The sequence below is a fragment of the Emcibacter sp. genome (genome assembly GCF_963675455.1).
In the GTDB taxonomy this organism is placed as follows: Bacteria; Pseudomonadota; Alphaproteobacteria; order Sphingomonadales; family Emcibacteraceae; genus Emcibacter.
The window spans coordinates 2,809,038-2,829,502 of sequence record NZ_OY776217.1; the positions used below are offsets into that span (position 1 = coordinate 2,809,038).

General features: G+C 50.7%; 15 protein-coding genes and 4 tRNA genes. 5 read left to right on the forward strand and 14 right to left on the reverse strand.

Features of this window, described 5'->3' with window-relative positions:
* Positions 1-14 precede the first annotated feature (14 nt).
* The 13 genes from ACORNT_RS13005 to ACORNT_RS13065 all read right to left on the reverse strand — a co-directional run bounded on the left by ACORNT_RS13005 (position 15) and on the right by ACORNT_RS13065 (position 12,500).
* On the reverse strand, positions 15-536 hold the full coding sequence (locus tag ACORNT_RS13005) for a NuoB/complex I 20 kDa subunit family protein (protein WP_420717571.1): 522 nt from the start codon (positions 534-536) through the stop codon (positions 15-17).
* A gap of 29 nt (positions 537-565) precedes the next feature.
* A complete protein-coding gene (locus tag ACORNT_RS13010) occupies positions 566-931 on the reverse strand; it encodes an NADH-quinone oxidoreductase subunit A (RefSeq protein ID WP_321391574.1) in 366 nt (121 codons plus the stop codon).
* A 332-nt stretch (positions 932-1,263) separates the two neighbouring features.
* A tRNA-Asp gene (locus ACORNT_RS13015) sits at positions 1,264-1,340 on the reverse strand.
* Between the two features lie 110 nt (positions 1,341-1,450).
* Positions 1,451-1,526, reverse strand: a tRNA-Val gene (locus tag ACORNT_RS13020).
* A gap of 130 nt (positions 1,527-1,656) precedes the next feature.
* A complete protein-coding gene (locus ACORNT_RS13025) occupies positions 1,657-1,932 on the reverse strand; it encodes an HU family DNA-binding protein (RefSeq protein ID WP_321391577.1) in 276 nt (91 codons plus the stop codon).
* Between the two features lie 222 nt (positions 1,933-2,154).
* The gene (gene lon / locus ACORNT_RS13030; RefSeq protein ID WP_321391580.1) at positions 2,155-4,548 is read right to left on the reverse strand and encodes an endopeptidase La; all 2,394 of its coding nucleotides are present in this window, start codon (positions 4,546-4,548) and stop codon (positions 2,155-2,157) included.
* 128 nt (positions 4,549-4,676) lie between these two features.
* Positions 4,677-5,948 (reverse strand): ATP-dependent Clp protease ATP-binding subunit ClpX, encoded by a 1,272-nt coding sequence (gene clpX, locus ACORNT_RS13035; protein ID WP_321391583.1) that lies wholly within the window; start codon positions 5,946-5,948, stop codon positions 4,677-4,679.
* A 272-nt stretch (positions 5,949-6,220) separates the two neighbouring features.
* Positions 6,221-6,850 carry an ATP-dependent Clp endopeptidase proteolytic subunit ClpP gene (gene clpP / locus ACORNT_RS13040; RefSeq protein ID WP_321391586.1) on the reverse strand — a complete coding sequence of 210 codons (630 nt, stop codon included), beginning with the start codon at positions 6,848-6,850 and terminating at the stop codon, positions 6,221-6,223.
* Between the two features lie 109 nt (positions 6,851-6,959).
* Positions 6,960-8,510, reverse strand: coding sequence for a trigger factor (gene tig, locus ACORNT_RS13045; RefSeq protein ID WP_321391588.1), 1,551 nt, complete (start codon positions 8,508-8,510; stop codon positions 6,960-6,962).
* A gap of 99 nt (positions 8,511-8,609) precedes the next feature.
* A tRNA-Leu gene (locus tag ACORNT_RS13050) sits at positions 8,610-8,694 on the reverse strand.
* Positions 8,695-8,862: 168 nt separating this feature from the next.
* Positions 8,863-10,380 carry an NAD(P)H-hydrate dehydratase gene (locus ACORNT_RS13055; RefSeq protein ID WP_321391589.1) on the reverse strand — a complete coding sequence of 506 codons (1,518 nt, stop codon included), beginning with the start codon at positions 10,378-10,380 and terminating at the stop codon, positions 8,863-8,865.
* Between the two features lie 36 nt (positions 10,381-10,416).
* Entirely contained in the window at positions 10,417-12,276 is a 1,860-nt protein-coding gene (locus ACORNT_RS13060; RefSeq protein ID WP_321391591.1) for a DUF885 domain-containing protein, read from the reverse strand.
* Positions 12,277-12,423: 147 nt separating this feature from the next.
* Positions 12,424-12,500: transfer RNA gene (locus tag ACORNT_RS13065), tRNA-His, on the reverse strand.
* 289 nt (positions 12,501-12,789) lie between these two features.
* Between ACORNT_RS13065 and ACORNT_RS13070 the strand changes: the two genes are divergently transcribed.
* From ACORNT_RS13070 to ACORNT_RS13080, 3 genes are all read left to right on the forward strand, one after another.
* Complete coding sequence (locus tag ACORNT_RS13070; protein WP_321391594.1) at positions 12,790-13,128, forward strand: P-II family nitrogen regulator; 339 nt, start codon at positions 12,790-12,792, stop codon at positions 13,126-13,128.
* A 62-nt stretch (positions 13,129-13,190) separates the two neighbouring features.
* Positions 13,191-14,600 carry a type I glutamate--ammonia ligase gene (gene glnA, locus ACORNT_RS13075; RefSeq protein WP_321391597.1) on the forward strand — a complete coding sequence of 470 codons (1,410 nt, stop codon included), beginning with the start codon at positions 13,191-13,193 and terminating at the stop codon, positions 14,598-14,600.
* Positions 14,601-14,756: 156 nt separating this feature from the next.
* Positions 14,757-15,314, forward strand: coding sequence for a hypothetical protein (locus ACORNT_RS13080; RefSeq protein ID WP_321391600.1), 558 nt, complete (start codon positions 14,757-14,759; stop codon positions 15,312-15,314).
* 17 nt (positions 15,315-15,331) lie between these two features.
* On the opposite strand, the gene ACORNT_RS13085 is transcribed toward ACORNT_RS13080, so the two are convergent.
* A complete protein-coding gene (locus tag ACORNT_RS13085; RefSeq protein ID WP_321391602.1) occupies positions 15,332-15,970 on the reverse strand; it encodes a TetR/AcrR family transcriptional regulator in 639 nt (212 codons plus the stop codon).
* A 220-nt stretch (positions 15,971-16,190) separates the two neighbouring features.
* Between ACORNT_RS13085 and ACORNT_RS13090 the strand changes: the two genes are divergently transcribed.
* Both ACORNT_RS13090 and ACORNT_RS13095 read left to right on the forward strand, forming a co-directional pair.
* Entirely contained in the window at positions 16,191-17,303 is a 1,113-nt protein-coding gene (locus ACORNT_RS13090) for an efflux RND transporter periplasmic adaptor subunit (RefSeq protein ID WP_321391605.1), read from the forward strand.
* Positions 17,296-20,451 carry an efflux RND transporter permease subunit gene (locus ACORNT_RS13095; RefSeq protein ID WP_321391608.1) on the forward strand — a complete coding sequence of 1,052 codons (3,156 nt, stop codon included), beginning with the start codon at positions 17,296-17,298 and terminating at the stop codon, positions 20,449-20,451. Before ACORNT_RS13090 ends, ACORNT_RS13095 begins: the two co-directional genes overlap by 8 nt.
* Positions 20,452-20,465: the final 14 nt, after the last annotated feature.

A 20,465-nucleotide genomic window follows, 5' to 3' on the forward strand; every position in this document is an offset into this window, starting at 1 on the left:
AACAGTCTCCCGCTCTACCGGTCAATGGACGACGTACGGCGAATCTTTTTCTGCAACTGCAGAATTCCGTACAACAGTGCCTCTGCTGTCGGCGGACAGCCCGGCACATAAATATCCACAGGCACGATGCGGTCGCATCCGCGCACTACTGAATAGGAATAATGGTAATAACCACCCCCATTGGCACAGCTTCCCATGGAAATCACATAGCGCGGCTCGGACATCTGGTCGTATACCTTGCGCAGGGCCGGCGCCATTTTGTTGGTCAGCGTTCCGGCCACAATCATCACGTCAGACTGACGCGGGGAGGCACGCGGGGCAAAACCGAATCTTTCCACATCATAACGCGGCATGCTGGAATGCATCATTTCCACGGCGCAACAGGCCAGACCGAAAGTCATCCACCACAGGGATCCTGTGCGGGCCCAGGCGATAACATCATCCAGTTGGGTAACGACAAAGCCCTTGTCGGCAAGTTCGTCCGAAATGGATTTAAAATAGGCGTCCTGCTCGAGGTTCGCCATTTCAGTTTTCATTTCAGGTGAGGACATTTCCTGAGACATCTTTACTCCCATTCCAGTGCGCCCTTTTTCCATTCATAAATAAAACCGATGGTCAGCACACCGAGGAATATCATCATGGAGGTAAATCCGAAGATGCCGATGTCGCCTAACGCCACAGCCCATGGAAAAAGGAAGGCTACTTCCAGGTCAAAAATAATAAAGAGAATTGCTACCAGGTAGAAACGCACATCAAACTGCTTCCTGGCGTCGCCGAAAGCCTCGAAGCCACATTCATAGGCCGAGAGCTTTTCTGCATCCGGCGCCTGTTTTGCAACAAGCATCGGCAGGGTCACAAATACCCCGGACAGAACAATAGCGATAACAAAGAAAATCAGGATCGGAAGATATTCGAGCAGCATATCATTCATCTATGCCCTACCCCTTCTAATAGCGGTCAACTCACAGGCAGGTTCCACCCATCCACCGAAACCACTGCCTTTAGATTTCGGCCTTACTTGAAAGTCCTGTCCTACATAGCGCAGGCACATGCGATTGGAAACATTTAACTGGTATTTATTTTGCTAAATCCCGCTCAAACGGTCCCGTTGAACTTCAAGAACTCCATGGCCTGTTAATAGACCTTCCGGAGGCGTGTTGCCAAGGACTTTTTTGAGAAATTCCAATAAAATAAAACGCCGGGGCCACCGGATGCATCTGTAAGCATCAGGTTAAATATGCTTGGTGGTTTATACAGGAAAAATGGCGGGAGTGACGGGGCTCGAACCCGCGACCTCTGGCGTGACAGGCCAGCGCTCTAACCAACTGAGCTACACCCCCGTGGGTGTGATGTGACTGATTTAGGGGATCACCCCGATCAAGTCAAGCAGCTTTTAAAGTTTTTTCGCCCTGTGGTCAACAGGACTAAGCTACTGTCTTATCTGGTAAAATGGTGGGCGATGAGAGACTCGAACTCCCGACATCTTCGGTGTAAACGAAGCGCTCTACCAACTGAGCTAATCGCCCGATTTTTACCAAATTATTACAACGTTTCCGCTGTGTGGGTGCATGTCTAACGTTTGTTCATGCCGTTGTAAAGAATAAAAAAGGCGGTCGGCATTTTTTTTGCCGACCGCCTCTGGAAACAGTAAAAAAATTACTTGTTTACAGCATCTTTAAGAGCCTTGCCTGCCTTGAATTTAGGCTGCTTGGACGCAGGGATCTGAATTTTTTCACCTGTGCGCGGATTGCGGCCTTCGCTGGCAGCACGAGCTGCTACGCTGAATGTACCGAAGCCGACCAGGCGAACTTCGTCACCAGAAGAAAGTGCTGAAGTAATTGCATTGAATACACCGTCTACAGCTTGAGCGGCGTCTGCTTTTGAGATATCAGCGGCTGTTGCGACGCTGGCGATAAGATCATTCTTATTCACTATCTTCCCCTTTGTGTAAGTCTCTACTGAAATAGTTATGAAGCCGGTGCAGTGTAGACAGCATTTTTTCTTCCGTCAAAGGGAAAACCTCACAAATCCGCCGTTTTTTGCAATAAAGTTCTCTTGACATTGATAGAAAAAAACTTTTCCGAACCAAAAAACGCCCATCCGTGACGGATGGGCGTTTTATCTTTAAATATTTAGGTATTTCTGGCGGAAAATCTAATGTCTCAGCTGAGCCTCAAAGTCAGATTCGCCTTTACCCTCGGCAAGCGGTGCGATGGCCTCCACTTCCTCCGGTTCCAGGGGAATCAGCGGCGATGCCAGGGCATGCTCAAGCACCTGCTGGGCCGTGGAGACGGGAACAATTTCCAGACCTTTTTTCACATTGTCCGGGATCTCCGCCAGGTCCTTTTCATTGTCGATCGGGATAAGAACCTTTTTGATTCCGCTGCGATGGGCCGCAAGTAGTTTTTCCTTCAGGCCGCCGATCGGCAGTACCCTGCCCCGCAGGCTGATTTCACCAGTCATGGCCACATCGCGGCGCACGGCTTTTCCCGTCAGCACGGAAACAATGGACGTGATCATGCCAACACCGGCAGACGGTCCGTCCTTGGGGGTCGCCCCTTCCGGTACGTGAATGTGGATATCCGTCTTGTCAAAGACATTGGGCTGGATACCGAATTCAACGGCCTTGGAGCGGACAAAGCTCATCGCAGCCTTGATAGATTCCTGCATCACATCGCCGAGCTTGCCGGTAATGGTAAACTTCCCTTTGCCAGGAGACGCAATGGCCTCAATAGCCAGAATTTCGCCGCCAACCTGGGTCCAGGCCAGTCCGGTTGTTACACCGACCATGTCCTTTTCCTCCAGCTCGCCATAACGGAACCTGCGAACACCTGCATATTTTTCAAGATTGCGGGTGGTCACATGAACGGCCTTCTTCTTGCCAAGGACGATTTCTTTTGTCGCCTTGCGCACAAGATTGGCAATTTCACGTTCCAGGTTACGCACCCCGGCTTCCCGGGTATAGTAACGGATCAGGTCACGCAGCGCCGTATCGGAAATTGACCATTCACCTTCTTTCAGGCCGTGATCTTCAATCTTTTTGCCGACCAGATGGCGTTTGGCGATCTCCACCTTTTCGTCTTCGGTATAACCGGACAGACGGATGATCTCCATACGGTCAAGCAGAGGCTGCGGCATGTTGAGCGTATTAGCCGTTGTGATAAACATCACATTGGACAGATCATAGTCAACTTCCAGGTAATGGTCGTTGAACTTGTTGTTCTGTTCAGGATCAAGCACCTCGAGCAGCGCCGAAGCCGGATCGCCGCGATAGTCAGCACCCATCTTGTCGATCTCGTCAAGCAGGAACAGCGGATTGGATGCGCCGGCTTTCTTCAGGCTCTGCACCACTTTACCCGGCATGGAACCAATATAGGTCCGTCTGTGCCCGCGGATTTCCGCTTCGTCCCGCACACCGCCGACAGAGAAGCGCACGAATTCACGACCGGTTGCCCGGGCAATGGACTTGCCGAGGGATGTTTTACCAACACCCGGAGGCCCGACCAGACACAGAATAGGTCCCTTGATCTTTTTCGTCCGTTGCTGAACGGCGAGATATTCCAGAATGCGTTCCTTGACCTTGCCCAGACCGTAATGGTCGGCATTGAGAATCTCTTCTGCCTTGGAAAGATCGGTTTTGACCTTGGACTGTTTGCCCCAGGGGAGGGACAGAATCCAGTCGAGGTAATTTCTGACAACGGTCGCTTCGGCAGACATCGGGCTCATGGATTTGAGCTTTTTCAGCTCGGCCGTGGCTTTTTCCCGCGCTTCCTTGGACAGCTTGGTCTTGGCGATCTTTTCTTCAAGCTCGGAAAGTTCGTCACGTCCCTCCTCACCTTCACCAAGTTCCTTCTGAATGGCCTTCATCTGCTCGTTCAGATAATATTCGCGCTGGGTTTTTTCCATCTGGCTTTTCACACGGCGGCGGATTTTCTTTTCCACCTGCATGACGCCGATTTCGCTTTCCATGACACCGAATACTTTTTCCAGACGTTTTTCCACATCCGTATTTTCCAGAAGATCCTGTTTGTCGGAAATCTTCAGGGAAAGATGGGAGGCAACCACATCTGACAGTTTTTCAGCGTCTTCGACCTGTTTGACAGAAGCCAGAACTTCCGGCGGAATTTTCTTGTTCAGTTTGACATATTGCTCAAACTGTCCGATCACCGAACGGGCAAGCCCTTCCACTTCCGGATTATCCAATCCGGTCGAGGACAAAACGCCTGCTTCTGCTTCGAAAAATTCTTCATTTTCCAGGAATTTGGTGACTTTTGCACGTTCACTTCCCTCTACCAGAACCTTGACAGTTCCGTCCGGAAGTTTCAGAAGCTGCAATACAGTCGCCAGGGTGCCGATTTCATAAATGTCATTTACACCCGGATCGTCCTGGTTAGCGTCTTTCTGGGAAATGAGCAGAATTTTCTTGTCATCTCCCATTACGTCCTCAAGCGCCTTGACCGATTTTTCACGTCCCACAAACAGGGGCACAATCATGTGCGGAAAAACGACAATGTCGCGAAGAGGTAATACTGGATATACTGATTTCATTGGCGTTACCAAATTTTTTCACCTATGCCTAAATACTGAGTGTTACTTTAACACTTCAAGTAAGAACAAACGGGAAATATTCAAGATCAGACTGCAAAAATGTCAAAGCGAGGGGGCGCCTGACAAAATCAGGCGCCGGCGCCGCCAGCTTCTTCTTTCTTCTTGTCTGTATAAATATACAGGGGCAGACCCTTGCCATCGACAACGTCGGCATTGATCACAACCTCTTCAACGCCTTCTAGCCCGGGAAGCTCGAACATGGTGTCGAGAAGAATGTCTTCCATAATCGAGCGCAAACCACGGGCACCGGTCTTGCGGGCAATGGCACGACGGGCAATAGCCATCAGGGCGTCTTCAGTGAACGTCAGTTCCACTTCTTCCATGGCAAACAAACGCTGATACTGTTTTATCAGAGCGTTTTTCGGTTTGGAGAGAATCTCGACAAGAGCGCCTTCATCCAGATCGGTCAGGGTCGCCAGAACCGGCAAACGACCGATGAATTCAGGAATCAGGCCGAATTTCAGGAGATCTTCCGGCTCCAGTGCCATCAACAGATCACCAACACGGCGATCTTCTTCGCTGGAAACATTGGCGCCAAAGCCGATGGATTTGCCTTCCCGGCGAGCCCCGATGATTTTGTCAAGGCCGGCAAAGGCGCCGCCGCAGATAAACAGGATGTTGGTGGTGTCCACCTGCAGGAATTCCTGCTGCGGGTGCTTGCGTCCACCCTGCGGGGGAACACTGGCCACGGTACCTTCCATGATTTTCAGCAGGGCCTGCTGAACCCCCTCACCGGAAACATCGCGGGTGATGGAGGGATTGTCAGACTTGCGGCTGATCTTGTCCACTTCGTCAATATAAACGATACCGCGCTGGGCGCGTTCGACATTATAATCAGCGGACTGAAGCAGTTTGAGAATAATATTTTCCACGTCCTCGCCCACATAACCGGCTTCGGTCAGCGTGGTTGCGTCAGCCATGGTGAAAGGAACATCAAGGATACGGGCCAGGGTCTGCGCCAGCAGGGTTTTACCGCAACCGGTCGGACCGACAAGCATGATATTGGACTTGGCCAGTTCAACGTCGTTGCTCTGCCCTGCATGCTGCAGACGTTTGTAATGGTTATGTACAGCGACAGAGAGCACCTTCTTGGCCTGGTTCTGGCCGATGACATAATCGTCGAGAACAGAAAGGATTTCATGCGGTGAAGGAACGCCGTCGCTGGATTTTGTCAGGGATGTCTTGTTCTCTTCCCGGATAATATCCATACAGAGTTCAACGCATTCATCACAGATAAAGACAGTAGGTCCGGCTATCAGTTTTTTGACTTCATGCTGGCTCTTGCCGCAGAAAGAACAGTAGAGAGTGCTTTTTGAATCGCCAGATGTAGATTTGGTCATATGTTCCTGTTCCTAATAACTTCCCAAACATGCTACTCCGACTAATTGCAAAATCTCAACGGATTTTTTCGCCAGAGGCTGCTTTTTTCTGACAGCGGATCATTTTCCGTATCAAAATCAGCCGTCGCATGCTTTCCTATATAGTTCTAAGGGATTCTCTGCACAATACAACGGATAATTTGAATTGATCTTAGGAGAAAGTGTAAAACAATTAATTAACGGGAATGGTAAACTGACGGTTACCACTCCCGCTTAAAAAAAGTGCCGCCAAATCAGGAATCAGAGGAATCGCCCAGGCGTTTCTCGTAGACTTCGTCAATGAGGCCGAAGTCTTTGGCCTGCTCCGGAGACATGAAGTTATCACGTTCCATGTTTTCCTCGATCACATCCAGTGGCTGGCCGGTATGTTTCACATACATCTTGTTCAGACGTTTGCGCAGCTCAAGGATTTCCCGGGCATGAATTTCAATATCTGTAGCCTGGCCCTGGGCACCGCCGGAAGGCTGATGGATCATGATGCGGGAGTTCGGCAGGGCGTAACGCTGCCCCGGCTCACCGGCGGCCAGAAGAAGCGAGCCCATTGAGCAGGCCTGTCCGATACAGATGGTCGTCACCTTCGGACGGATATACTGCATGGTATCGTAAATACCAAGGCCGGACGTCACCACACCACCCGGTGAGTTGATGTAAAAGGAAATGTCCTTTTTCGGGTTTTCAGCCTCGAGGAAAAGAAGCTGGGCTGTAATCAGGCTTGAAACCCCGTCATGCACCTGCCCCGTCAGGAAAATAATCCTTTCCTTCAGGAGACGGGAATAGATGTCAAATGAACGCTCCCCACGGCTGGTTTGCTCCACAACCATGGGAACAAGAGTATTCATATAGGTATCGATTGGGTCGCTCATTACAGCTTATCCTCTGCTTTAAGTGATAAAGCGGGCATCATAACCGACGCCCGCTCACATTTCTTTAATTATATTTTATATACGCGCTGAAATTTCAACAACTAAATGCTCAGGCGTCATCTTTTTTAGCAGCGGCCTTTTTAGCCGGAGCTTTTTTGGCCGGGGCTTTCTTGGCAGCAGGTTTCTTTTCGGCCGCAGCTTTCGGGGCTTCTTTTTTAGCAGGAGCCTTTGCAGCAGCTTTCTTGGCCGGTGCTTTTTTCGCTGCAGCTTTTTTGGCCGGAGCCTTCTTGCCTTTTACCGGAGTTTCGGCAGCTTCATCTTCTTCCAGCTTGGCAATCAGGTCATCACGTGTAACCGGTTTTTCGGCGACAGTGGCCTGCTCCAGGATGAAATCAACCACTTTTTCTTCAAACAACGGTGCACGGACCTGCGCCATTGCCTGAGGGTTGCTCTGGTAGAATTCAAAGACCTGCTTTTCCTGTCCCGGAAAACGGCGTGCTTCCTGGGCAATCTGGCGGGTCACTTCTTCCTGACCGACTGTTACCTTGTTCTGCTGGCCGATTTCGGAAAGAAGCAGCCCCAGACGCACACGACGTTCTGCAATGGCTTTATATTCCTCTTTCACATCATCACCGGGCTCTTCAACTTCCTCAGGTTTCAGATCGGCATTTCCTTCTGACGCTTCACGGTACATGTCCATTTTAAGCTGATTCCAGATCTGCTCGAATTCCATGTCAACCATGCCGGAAGGCACATCAAAATCAACCAGGTCAGCCAGGGCATCCAGCAGGGAGCGCTTCAGGCAGGTTCTGGACAGGCTGTCAGTTTCCTGAGAAAGCTGGCCCTTGACGGCTTCTTCCAGCGCAGCAAGGTCGGACAGACCAAGCTTTGTCGCCAGTTCATCATCAACTTTGGCAGCTTCAGGTTTCTGAACTTCCTTGACAGTCACTTCGAATACAGCAGGCTTGCCAGCCAGCTGTTCAGACTGATAGTTCTCAGGGAACGTCACATTGACTTCTTTTTCATCACCGGCCTTGACACCGATCAGCTGATCTTCAAAACCGGGAATAAAAGCACTTGATCCCAGAACAAGCTGGAAATCTTCACCGGCACCACCGTCGAAAGCAACCCCGTCAAGCTTGCCGAGGAAATCGATCAGGACCGCATCACCTTCGGCGGCCTTGTATGTTTTGGCCGCTTTTTTGTAATTTTTCTGCTGTGCCGCAATGCCTTCAAGGGCTTCCTTGACCTGGTCTGCAGCAGGCTCAGCGACCAGTTTTTCAAGTTTCAGCTTGGAAAGATCCGGAATTTCGAATTCGGGAACAATTTCCAGGGACATGGTATATTCCAGGTCCTTGCCTTCTTCATAGCCTTCATCAATGGCAATGTTCGGCTGGGTTGCCGGACGCACCTTCTGCTCCTCGAGAACATTCTGGGAGGTGGAATTGATGGTCTCTTCCAGAACCTGTCCCATAAGGTTTTTGCCGTGAAGTTTTTTCAGGAGGGAAATCGGTGCCTTGCCCGGGCGGAACCCCGGCATTTTGATCTGGGCACGAACCTTTTCCAGTTCACTGTTGAGTTTTGTTTCAATGTCGCCAGCTGAGATTACAACTTTATATCCGCGCTTGAGACCTTCAGAATTTGTTTCAGTTACCTGCATTGTTCGCTCTGTATTTTTCTCGGCTGCACTTGCAGCCTGTTAAAATTAAATTCCCTCGCCATGACGATGGAGAAAACCTTTGAATTTTTCGCGGTCATTTGGTGCGGGTGGAGGGACTTGAACCCCCACGTCCGAAGACACTAGAACCTAAATCTAGCGCGTCTACCAATTTCGCCACACCCGCAAATGTCCAACATGGCATTCAGACCCGCCTTTATAGTCAATTGCAGATAAATTTCCACAAAAAAAGATGAGGCACTTTCATCAGACTGATGATTTGCCGCGGGCCGGTCAGATATTGGCGCATCTGATAATCGATGCACCGGATTTTGTCCAGCCCTTTCCGGGATATTTAAGGCAGCCTCTCGCGCAGCTCTGACAGGACGTGCGGTATCGTCGGCTCGATATCTTCTGCAGTCAGCCCGGCCCCAAAAATCCTGGCTGCTTCGGCATGGATCCAGACCGCAGCCGAGGCCGCATCATAGGCCGGCATGCCCTGGGCCAGAAGCCCCGTCACCAGACCGGACAATACATCTCCCGATCCCGCCGTCGCCAGATCAGCCGGCGCATTTTCCATGATTGTCGCCCGGCCGGCCGGACCGGCCACAACTGTATCCGGCCCTTTCAACAGAATAACAGCACCGGACAGCTTGGCAGCCTTCCGGGCTGCAGCCAGTCTGTCACAGGCATCACCTTCGCCAAGCAGGCCGGGAAATATCCGGGCAAATTCACCTTCATGCGGGGTGAGCACCGTGCCGCAGGCTGCATCCTGTCTGCCAAAGGACTGGATTGCCGCAAACAGTTCTTCTGGATCCGACTTAAAGATACTCAAGGCATCCGCATCGATGACAACATGTTTCCCCGCATGCAGGATAGCCAGTACATTTTCCCGGGTCTCGTCCGTTACCCCGTTTGCCGGCCCGACGCACCAGGCATTCAGTCGCACATCATGCAACAGCTGATGAAAATCATCCGGGTTTTCACAGCATTTGATCATAACGGCCGTCAGTTGGGCCGCGTGGGCCGCCACCGCCTCGCGGTCACAGATCACGCTGACCAGTCCCGCCCCTATCCTGAGCGCCGCTTTCGCCGCCAGCCGACAGGCCCCGGTATGGGCCAGGTCGCCGCTGACAATTGCGGCGTGACCGCGGGTGTATTTATGGCCCGTCGCCTGTGGCCTGGGAAAGCGATTTTCCCATACCAACGGGCTGTTCACCCAGGTCCTGGGATGGATATCTTCCAGAACCCGATCGGATATACCTATATCGGTAACATGAACCTCTCCGCACAGAGCCTTGCCCGGATAGAGCACATGTCCCGGCTTGCGCCTGAAAAACGTCACCGTCATGTCGGCCTCGACACAGGCGCCAAGGGCAAGCCCGCTATTCCCGCTGAGGCCGCTGGGTACATCGATGGCGACTTTCGTTGCGGCGCAGCTATTAACGGCGTGAACCATTTCTGCCGCCTCGCCTTCCAGCGGACGATCAAGCCCGGCGCCAAACAGGCCATCCACGACAAGTGAATAATTCTTCACACCATGGGAGGATAAAGGCACTATATCACCGACCCACAAATCAGCCATGATACGGGCGTCACCTCTGAGTTGTTCCTTCTTCCCCAGAAGCATGAGAGTGACCGGCCAGCCCCTCTCCTTCAGTTCACGGGCGACAACAAACCCGTCGCCGCCATTATTACCCGGGCCGCACAACACCAGCGTGCGCCCCGGAGATATTTTTTCCAGAATTATGCGGGCAATGGACTGGCCGGCAGCTTCCATAAGCTGTCTTCCTGGAATGCCTCCCTCGATGGTCAGGCGATCCGCCTGCCCCATTTCAGCAGTCGAAAGCAATACTTCCGGCATTTTATCCATTGCCCGTTCTTAATCCCTTATTGACAACAAAGCCTGTCAGCTGTCGTGCTTGCTGACGATCCAGGCATCAACCTGTTCCTCCAGGATAGCCAAAGGCAATGCTCCGTCCTTGAGAACCACTTCATGATATTCCCGGATATCAAATTTATCGCCAAGTGCGGCCTTTGCCTTTTCACGCAACTGCTGAATTTTAATCATGCCGATCTTGTAGGCCGTGGCCTGCCCCGGCATGACAATATAACGCTCGATGGCCTTGACCACATCGCCGTGCGGATTCGGCGTGTTGGTGCCCAGATAGTCGATAGCCTGTTCGCGAGTCCATTTTTTAGCATGCAGGCCTGTGTCAACGACAAGACGGCAGGCGCGCCAGAGTTCCATTGCGAGACGCCCGAAATCGGAATAGGGATCTTCATAGAAACCCATTTCCTTGGGCAGGAATTCCGAATAGAGACCCCAGCCTTCCGTGTAGGCCGTATAGCCACCGAACTTCCGGAATTTAGGCACATTCTCCAGTTCCTGCATGATGGCCAGCTGCATATGGTGGCCCGGTATACCTTCGTGATAGGCCAGAGCCTCCATCTGATATGTGGGCATATCCGACATTTTATACAGGTTGGCATAATAGATACCGGGACGGCTGCCGTCCGGTGCCGGGCGACTGTAGAAGGCTTTGCCGGCTGATTTTTCCCGGAACGGCTCCACCGCCTTGACGATCAGGTCCGCTTTCGGCTTGGTGATAAAGACCTCGTCAAGCCGGCCCTTCATGGTGTCGATGATTTCCGTGGCCCGCGCCAGGTAGGCAGCTTTACCCTCCTCGGTCTCATCATAATAGAACTGTTTGTCCTTCCGGGTAAATTCAAAGAAGTCCTGCAGCGATCCTTCAAATCCCACCTTCTTCATAATGGCCCGCATTTCGCCATGAATGCGGTCTACTTCTGCCAGGCCGAGATCATGAATTTGATCAGCGGTCATATCGGTTGTGGTGATCTGGCGAAGACGGAAATTATAATAATCCGCCCCTTCCGGCAGTTTCCAGGCGCCATCATCCGTTGTTGTCATGGCCTGTTCGGCCTTGGCAACCTCAACAAGTTTTTCGAAGGCCGGTTTGACGGAATTGACAATGGCCGCCTCCGCCCGCTTGATCAATTCTGCTCTTTTAGCCTCGTCAATTTCTATCTTTTCGAGTTTGCTTTTCAGATCAGCCAGAAGCGTATGATCCTCACCATCATCCAGCGGTGCGCCCTTCAGCATGTTGCCGGCATCGCGGATGACGTGATCATAGACGAATTTGGGCGGCAGGATGCCCATTTCCTCACGTATCTTCAACTGCTCAAACCTTTGCTCCGCCATCGGCTGAACATTTTCAAGACGGGACACGTAACCTTCCGCATCACTTACCGACGATACCCTGTGAAAATTGATCATAAAGGCCGGCATGCGGGACTGCCAGCCAAACATCTGGTTCAGGGGATAGCTGTGATGACGCCACTCATAGGCTTCGATTTCCTCGTTTGCCGCCCGCTCAAAAAGCCGGTAGCTCAGCTTCGTGGCTGGGTTCAGCTTGTCGAAGTCGAAATCGGCCTTCAGAGTTGCCAGATCGCGTTTTGTTCTTTCCAGGTCGCGGGCCGCCTTTTCTTCTGTATATTCGTCCCACTGGCCGGAATTTTCCATCATGCCCAGATAGGTCTGGAATTCAGGACTATCCATAACGACTTCCATGAAGCTTTTTTCAAAGAACTCGTTAAGGCGCTCTGACTCTGATTGCACCTGGGCTGAACTGGTCTGGACGACCTGGTTTTCCTGTGCAGCATTTCCCGCTGTTTTATCGCCTTCAGAACAAGCGACAAGCCCCAGAGCTGCCAGCAAAGCGACTGAGGAAAGTAATTTGGATTTCATTTTGTATATCCCCTTATATTTTTTGGTTTTGGTGAATGTGATTTGGGAAACTACAGGGTAACAAATAGAATTTTTTTGTACAGCCCTGCAGACTGCATTAAACCAAAATGTTCGGGGATAATATATAAGGTTTCTAAAGAGAGATAATGGGGCGAGTGACCGGATTTGAACCGGCGACATCCAGGATCACAACCTGGCGCTCTAACCAACTGAGCTACACCCGCCCTAAAAGAGTAATGACCTTTTACGGATAGAAATAAACATCGTCAAGAAAAGTTTTCACTTTTGAAAAGGGATTCTTTCATACGGCTTATTTCCTGTAAATCAGTATATAAATACTCTTTTGTCTACTTTTAAGGCATTAATTGCATATTATTTAATCAGTGGCGTGTGGGAAAGATTAAAAATGTCTTATTTTTCTTGGGTTAGCCAATTTGGCACGAATAATGCTTATCAACGTCCGAGTAATTTAATAATGTCAATTCTAACATTGTCACTGATTGGTAAGTTCTCATGAAAAAAATTGAAGCCATCATCAAACCTTTCAAACTGGACGAAGTCAAAGAAGCTTTGCATGAAGTCGGTTTAACCGGAATCACAGTCACCGAAGCCAAAGGGTTCGGACGTCAGAAAGGGCATACCGAGCTCTACAGGGGTGCGGAATATGTTGTGGATTTCCTGCCGAAGGTTAAGATTGAAATCGTGCTGAGCGACGATCTTCTCGAGCAGGCCCTGGAAGCGATCCAGCAGGCTGCCAAGACCGGACGCATCGGGGACGGCAAGATTTTTGTCAGCTCCATAGAGGAAGCCATCCGTATTCGTACCGGTGAAACCGGTGACGATGCCGTTTAAATAAAACGGTTTTGAATGCCACAAACTAACTTTAATTATTAATCAGACAGGAAGTAAAGAGAATGTCCGACGTAAAAACTATCCTTGAAACCATTAAGGAAAAAGAAATCGCCTTTGTCGATCTTCGTTTCACCGACCCCAAGGGAAAATGGCAGCACCTGACCATGGATTCCAGTGTCGTTGATGAAGACATGTTTGAAGAAGGCGTCATGTTTGACGGATCTTCCATTGCCGGCTGGAAAGCCATCAATGAATCCGACATGATCCTGAAACTGGATCCCACTGCCGTTTCAATGGACCCCTTTGCCGCTCAGCCTACAATGGTTGTTTTCTGCTCTATTCTTGAGCCAGGCACCGGCGAAGGTTACAACCGCGACCCGCGCTCCACAGCCGAACGCGCCGAAGCTTATCTGAAATATACCGGCATCGGCGACACCGCCTATTTCGGTCCCGAGCCTGAATTCTTCATGTTTGATGAAGTAAGATTCGACGTTCAGTACAACAAGGCCTCTTACGAGCTTGACGATATTGAAGGTCCGTACAACTCCGGCAGAACCTATGAAGCCGGCAACTATGCTCACCGTCCCGGCGTAAAAGGCGGCTATTTCCCGGTTGCCCCGATTGACTCCTGTGGCGATATCCGCGGCGAAATGGTTTCGATTATGAAAGAACTGGGCCTGCCCATGGACAAGCATCACCACGAAGTGGCTGCTTCCCAGCATGAGCTCGGCATGATGTTCGGAACCCTCGTTCAGACTGCCGACCGTGTTCAGGTCTATAAATATGTTACTCACCAGGTCGCTCACAGCTACGGCAAAACAGCAACCTTCATGCCGAAGCCTGTTGCTGCCGACAACGGTTCAGGCATGCATACCCACCAGTCCATCTGGAAAGACGGTGAGCCCCTGTTTGCCGGTAGCGGTTATGCTGACCTGTCTGACACCTGCCTCTACTACATTGGCGGCATCATCAAACACGCAAAAGCTCTTAATGCATTCACCAATGCGTCGACAAACAGCTACAAGCGTCTGACACCCGGCTTTGAAGCACCGGTTCTGCTGGCCTATTCCGCCCGCAACCGCTCCGCTTCCTGCCGTATTCCTTACGCAACAAGCGCAAAAGGCAAGCGTGTTGAAATCCGCTTCCCGGATCCGACTGCCAACCCGTACCTGGCCTTCTCAGCCATGCTGATGGCCGGCCTTGACGGTATCGAAAACAAAATCCATCCTGGCGACGCCATGGACAAAGACCTTTACGCCCTGCCGCCGGAAGAGCTGAAAGATATTCCGACTGTTGCCGGTTCTCTGCTTGAAGCTCTGCATGCCCTGGACGCAGACCGCGAATTCCTGAAAAAAGGCGACGTCTTCTCCGACGACCAGATCGATGCCTATATCGACCTGAAAATGGAAGAAGTTCACGCGGTTGGCCTGGCTCCGCACCCGGTGGAATTCCAGCTGTATTACTCCGTATAATCAAATACGGAACTACAATTTTCAGACAAAAGGCCTCCCGCAATCGGGGGGCCTTTTTTGCTGTTTCTCTAATGTATTAGCTAATTATTAATTTTTACAGTGCAGATTAGGCATGATATTTTGCAGAAAACAAAAACATAAAAAGACAACAAATAAATGAATGCAATAGCCCCCAAGATGTCCGATGAAGAAAAATATCGCGAATATCAGAAAAAGGTGGAGGGAGAGAATATCAACCCCCAAACACTGCTGGCTACTGATTACCTGAACCATTTCAATGAAGTGCATATGCTTCTTGACATGCTCTCGGATATGCCGGACTGTCTGGAAGATGTTCAGGACTGGCACCCTAAATCCTATCAGGATCATTTTCGCGACAGCGCCTTCACCGCCAAAGATCTTGCCGTGGAGGCCTACAACTATTCCCCGCCAGAATATCGACAGCCGTTCGAGGAAACCGTCAACGAAATGGATAAGCTGGTGCTGAACACCATTAGCAATGTTACCGCCGCCATAACCACATCCGACACAGCAAAGCTAAACAAACTGGTTGATGGCTATCGGCCACAAATGGAAAAACTAATTGAAGATTGTGGTGCGATCATCAATGGCGCCAGGGGCAGTGCCCATCAGCAGGATATCGACAGTTATTTCTCTGAGGAAATTGATGAATCCGGCCTGGATCAGAACGCTATTGACGATCTTTTCGGCTGATTTCCACCAGAACCTTGTTAGAAACCCTCGACACAGAATTTTACAATGCGATCCCTGGTGTCTTCCCAGGTCGTCACCTGGCAATTGTTATGAGACAATATGCCGATCCGGTCCAGGTGATTAATGGTGTGATGCATCACACCCATCATGAAATGAATCCGCCAAAAGATATCTTCATCCGACAGGTCCGGATGGATTTCCCGGATATAGGGAATGAACTTGTCAAAGACCGCCACCTCTTCTTCCAGGACATTGGCCATGTCACTTGCTTCTTCAAGATAGGCCCGGGCGATAAATTTAATATAAACTGAAAGCCCTCCATCCTCGTCATACAGCCACTCGATAGGAGGAGAAATAAGAGCACTGACCAGATCATACATAGCCAGCTTGCCGCCAGACTTCTCAGCCTGATCAACCGCTGAAAATAATAATTCAAGCCGTTGCCGGTTCATCTCAGTACAGCGTCGAACATAAACGGCCTGAAAAAGTCCCTTCTTGGACCCAAAATAATAATTTACCGCCGACAGGTTTACTCCGGCCTCGGCGGTTACTGTTCTAACAGACACGCTGGCAAAACTGCTTGTTGAAAACAATCTTTCCGCCACGTCTAGAATTCTTTCCCTGGAATCCTGCTTGCTGATATTTTTTTTCACCATACTCAATATTACACCCGTCTTGATTTATATATCCAAATGTTTAAAACATACGTTTTAAAATTACTTTAATTGGCTGAAACGATTTTGTTAAGTCGGAAATAATGTTTTTGATCGTATATGGGGATATAGCCAAAATAGTAATACACAGACAGCACTATTTAAACTATTAGTACTGATAACCAATCGCACACAGTATAAATCTGAAGTTATAGAGCCGATTATGAAAAAGTCATATATTACCGCCGCAGCTATTCTGCTGTTTGTCATCCTCTGGATCGCATCCGGCCATATTTTTTCCGGCCCGGAAATCTCACAGGACCAGAACGCCGGTGCTGCCGTTTCCGGCACCAGCGCCGACAAGGCTATATCGGTGTCTGTAAGCCGTCTGAGTTCCCGGCCCTACCGTCGGGAAATATCCGTCAGGGGATATACATCGGCATTGCGCCAGGTTGAAATCAGCAGCCAGACCAAAGGGCGGGTTGTTGACCTTCCGGTTGAGGTCGGCAGCAGGGTGAAGGCGGGAGAAATCATTTGCCGTCTTTCCGTCGATGACAGGGAGGCCAACTATCAGGAAGCCCTGGCTCTGAAAACCCAACGCGAGCTCGAGTACAAAGCTGCTCTGGAACTCTCAGCCAAGGGATATCGCTCCGAAACAAAAGCGCTGGAGGCCAAGGCTCTGCTTGATGCGGCCTTCGCCCAGGTTACAAAAATGAAGGTCGAGCTCGACCACACCCTTCTTCGCGCCCCCTTTGACGGTATTATCAATGAACGTTATGTGGAAAACGGCACTTACCTGAAAGAAGGTGAGAGTTGCGCCCTGCTGATGGAAGAAGATCCTTTCCTGATTGTCGGAGATGTCGCCGAGAAAGATGTTACTCAACTTCGGATCGGCCAGGAGGGTTCCGCCCGACTGGCTGACGGCAGGAGCATCAAGGGCGTGATCCGTTATATCTCTTCCATTGCGAACGCTGAAACCCGCACCTTCCGTGTTGAACTGAAGGTTCAGAATACAGATGGATCCCTGCGTGATGGTCTCACCGCAGAGCTTCTGCTGCCGGCAGACGAAATTCAGGCCTTTTACCTGTCACCGGCCTATTTTGTACTGAACAGAGACGGTGTTGTAGGGGTACGTATTATCGATGACCGGAGTATCGTACATTTCATCCCGCTGACCATCCAGGGATCGGATTCACAGGGGGTCTGGGTGACCGGTCCGGAAGAAAACAGCCAGTTGATTGTTACCGGACAGGATTTTGTCAAAGAAGGACAAAAAGCGATAGCCGTTCCCCTTGCAAACCCGGCTCTTCTTCCGGAGGCCAACATCGATGAATAGCATCATTAATGCTGCCATAGAACATTTCCGGGTTGTTCTTCTCTGCCTGGCGCTGATCTTCGTTGGCGGCACGGTCTCCTATGTCACAATGCCCAAGGAAGATACGCCTGATGTCACCATACCGGTGATTTATGTGCATATGCATCACGACGGCATTTCGCCGGAAGATTCGGCCCGTCTGCTGATCAAACCCATGGAGGTTACCCTCAGAACCATAGAAGGTGTCAAGCAAGTCCGCGGGATTGCGCAGGAAAACGGCGCCAGTGTTATTGTCGAATTCAATGCTGGTGTGGATCCTGATCTTGCCATCCTCGACGTGCGGGAGCAGGTAGACAAAGCCCGTTCTGAACTGCCGGAGGAGACAGACGAACCCAGCGTCAATGAAATCAGTACTAGTCAGTTTCCCATCCTGAATATTGTTCTGTATGGAGAAGTCCCGGAAAGAGTTATCTATTCCCTGTCCCGGAAACTCAGGGACGATCTGGAAACTATTCCAAGCGTTCTGGAAGCAAACATATCCGGTGACCGGGAAGATCTTCTGGAAATTATCATCGATCCGCTGAAGCTGGAAAGCTATCAGCTTTCGCCTTCGGACATACTCTCCGTCGTAAGCAACAATAATAAACTTGTGGCAGCCGGCTCGCTGGACAGCGGCACGGGACGTTTTTCGGTAAAAATTCCCGGTGTTTTTGAGACTGCCCTGGATGTCTATAGCCTCCCCGTGAAAGTATCCGGCAACAGTGTCGTCACACTGGCTGATGTCGCCTCAATCAGACGCGGTTATAAGGAACCTCAAAGCTATTCCCGCTTCAACGGCGAGAAAGCAGTCTCCATTTCACTTACAAAACGGGCGGGTGAAAATACCTTCGAAGCGATTGATCGTGCAAAAAACATGGTGAAACTGAGTGCCAGACAGTGGCCCGACGGCGTGAAGCATGCCTTTCTGAGCGATCAGTCCATCGAGGTAAAAAATGCCGTCAGCAGTCTGCAGAACAGTATCATCTCCGCTATCCTTCTGGTTTCCGTAACCATAGTGATTGCGATGGGAAACAGAGCGGCGTTTCTGGTTGCGGTAACGATTCCCGGTTCCTTCCTGTTATCCATTTTCCTGCTGGACATGTTTGATTTCACCATCAACCAGATGGTCATGTTTGGCCTGATCCTTTCCGTCGGCCTTCTCGTGGATGGCTCTATCGTGGTCAGCGAATATGCGGACCGCAAGCTTCATGAAGGTCTTGGCAAGAAAGAGGCATTTAAACTGGCGGCCCAAAGGATGGCCTGGCCGATCCTGGCCTCCACGGCGACAACCCTGGCGGCCTTTTTTCCCCTGCTCTTCTGGCCGGGCACGCCTGGCGAGTTTATGAAATTTCTGCCCCTGACGCTGATTTATACCCTCAGCGCCTCTTTCCTCATGGCCCTCATTTTCATGCCTACACTGGGGAGCAAGATCGGAAAAAAAGAGGGAATGTCCTTTGATGCAGCCCGCAAAATGGCTGCCAGCGACCACTTCAGCGCCAAGGATGTTCCGGGGATGACCGGTGCCTATGTCCGTCTTGTCGATCGCCTGATCAGGCATCCCTTCCGTATGATTGCAGCGATTTTCTTAGTTATCATTGGGATCTTCGCTATTTTTGCAAACTCACAAGTGCCCGTTGAATTCCTCCCCCAGGGTGATCCGGAGAGACTTATTCTGAATGTCCATGCCCGCGGAAACCTTTCGATTGATGAAAAGGACATCCTGGTCCGTTCTGTCGAAAAACTGATCGAAAATGTTGACGGTGTGGAAAGCATCCAGTCCCAGACACTGGTCAGTATTTCGGCAAGCTCCGATTCCACGGAAGACGTCATCGGACAGTTTATCCTCAATTTCCGCAACTGGAAGGAACGGCGGGGTTCTTTCGAAATCGTCGAGGACATTCGAAACAGAACTGCAAATATTCCAGGACTGGTTGCTGAAGTTGTATTTCCCAAGTTCGGACCGGATCAGGGCAAGGATATCCAGATAGAGGTCAAGGCAGATGACATCCGCAAGGCCGCCGTTGTCGCCCAGGCAATATACAGCATGCTGGAAGAGGTTCCCGGCCTGTCCGATCTAGACAGCACGCTGCCCCTGCCCGGCATCCAGTGGGAACTGAAAGTAGATCGGGCGATGGCCGGACTCTATGACACTGATCTTTTGAGTGTCGGGAATATGGTGCAGCTCGTCACCAACGGCATCAAGGTTGGTGAATACCGTCCGGACGATACCGACGATGAAGTGGATATCAGGGTTCGGTTCCCGGAAAAATACCGGAACCTGGAACAACTGGATGACATACGCGTCTGGACAAGGGAAGGGCTTGTCCCGATCAGCAATTTTGTCAAGCGGGAAGCCAAGCAGAAGATCAGTACTATTGAGCGCATTGACACATTGCCGACATTCAAGGTGCGGAGCAATGTTATCGACATAAAAACCCGCAGCACAATCGTTGCCCAGATGGAGCAATGGCTGAGTCAACAGGTTTTTGATCCTTCCGTCAAAGTGAGTTTTGCCGGGCAGGATGAGGATCAGCAGGAATCTTTTGAGTTTCTGTTGCAGGCTTTCGTAATGGCCCTTTTTCTGATGTGCCTGATCCTGGTAACCCAGTTCAACAGTTTCTATAATGCCTTCCTGATCCTTCTGGCTGTTCTTTTATCCACGGCCGGCGTACTTATCGGCATTATCCTGTTTGATCGCAGTTTTCACGTTGTGATGACCGGCGTCGGCATCATTTCCCTGGCCGGTATTGTGGTGAACAACAATATCGTTCTGATCGACACATATGATCGACTGCATAAATCAGGCACGGACGCCTATAATGCCATTGTCCAAACTGTGGCTCAGCGCCTGCGGCCGGTAATGCTGACCACCATCACGACGGTTATCGGACTGATGCCGATGGTGTTTCAGGTCGATATTGATTTTGCCAACCGGCAGCTTGAGGTCGGCTCACCCTACTCCAAGATATGGGTGGATCTGGCGCTAGCCGTGTCCGTTGGACTGCTTTTCGCAACGATCCTCACCCTGCTCCTCACGCCCTGCCTGCTGGCGGCAAAGGTCAAGATTTCCCTGAAACTGGCTCACAGACGCCAACTCAAAAAGGAAAGGCAGCTCAAAAGGGCTGCCTGACCAAGGTTCCGGAG

Excerpts from the sequence above, each read along its gene's own strand:
- clpX (WP_321391583.1), bottom strand. The coding sequence starts at position 5,948 with ATGACCAAATCTACATCTGGCGATTCAAAAAGCACTCTCTACTGTTCT.
- ACORNT_RS13080 (WP_321391600.1), top strand. The coding sequence starts at position 14,757 with ATGAATGCAATAGCCCCCAAGATGTCCGATGAAGAAAAATATCGCGAA.
- glnA (WP_321391597.1), top strand. The coding sequence starts at position 13,191 with ATGTCCGACGTAAAAACTATCCTTGAAACCATTAAGGAAAAAGAAATC.
- tig (WP_321391588.1), bottom strand. The coding sequence starts at position 8,510 with ATGCAGGTAACTGAAACAAATTCTGAAGGTCTCAAGCGCGGATATAAA.
- ACORNT_RS13070 (WP_321391594.1), top strand. The coding sequence starts at position 12,790 with ATGAAAAAAATTGAAGCCATCATCAAACCTTTCAAACTGGACGAAGTC.
- ACORNT_RS13055 (WP_321391589.1), bottom strand. The coding sequence starts at position 10,380 with ATGGATAAAATGCCGGAAGTATTGCTTTCGACTGCTGAAATGGGGCAG.
- ACORNT_RS13005 (WP_420717571.1), bottom strand. The coding sequence starts at position 536 with ATGAAAACTGAAATGGCGAACCTCGAGCAGGACGCCTATTTTAAATCC.
- ACORNT_RS13060 (WP_321391591.1), bottom strand. The coding sequence starts at position 12,276 with ATGAAATCCAAATTACTTTCCTCAGTCGCTTTGCTGGCAGCTCTGGGG.
- ACORNT_RS13010 (WP_321391574.1), bottom strand. The coding sequence starts at position 931 with ATGAATGATATGCTGCTCGAATATCTTCCGATCCTGATTTTCTTTGTT.
- ACORNT_RS13090 (WP_321391605.1), top strand. The coding sequence starts at position 16,191 with ATGAAAAAGTCATATATTACCGCCGCAGCTATTCTGCTGTTTGTCATC.
- lon (WP_321391580.1), bottom strand. The coding sequence starts at position 4,548 with ATGAAATCAGTATATCCAGTATTACCTCTTCGCGACATTGTCGTTTTT.
- ACORNT_RS13095 (WP_321391608.1), top strand. The coding sequence starts at position 17,296 with ATGAATAGCATCATTAATGCTGCCATAGAACATTTCCGGGTTGTTCTT.
- ACORNT_RS13085 (WP_321391602.1), bottom strand. The coding sequence starts at position 15,970 with ATGGTGAAAAAAAATATCAGCAAGCAGGATTCCAGGGAAAGAATTCTA.
- clpP (WP_321391586.1), bottom strand. The coding sequence starts at position 6,850 with ATGAGCGACCCAATCGATACCTATATGAATACTCTTGTTCCCATGGTT.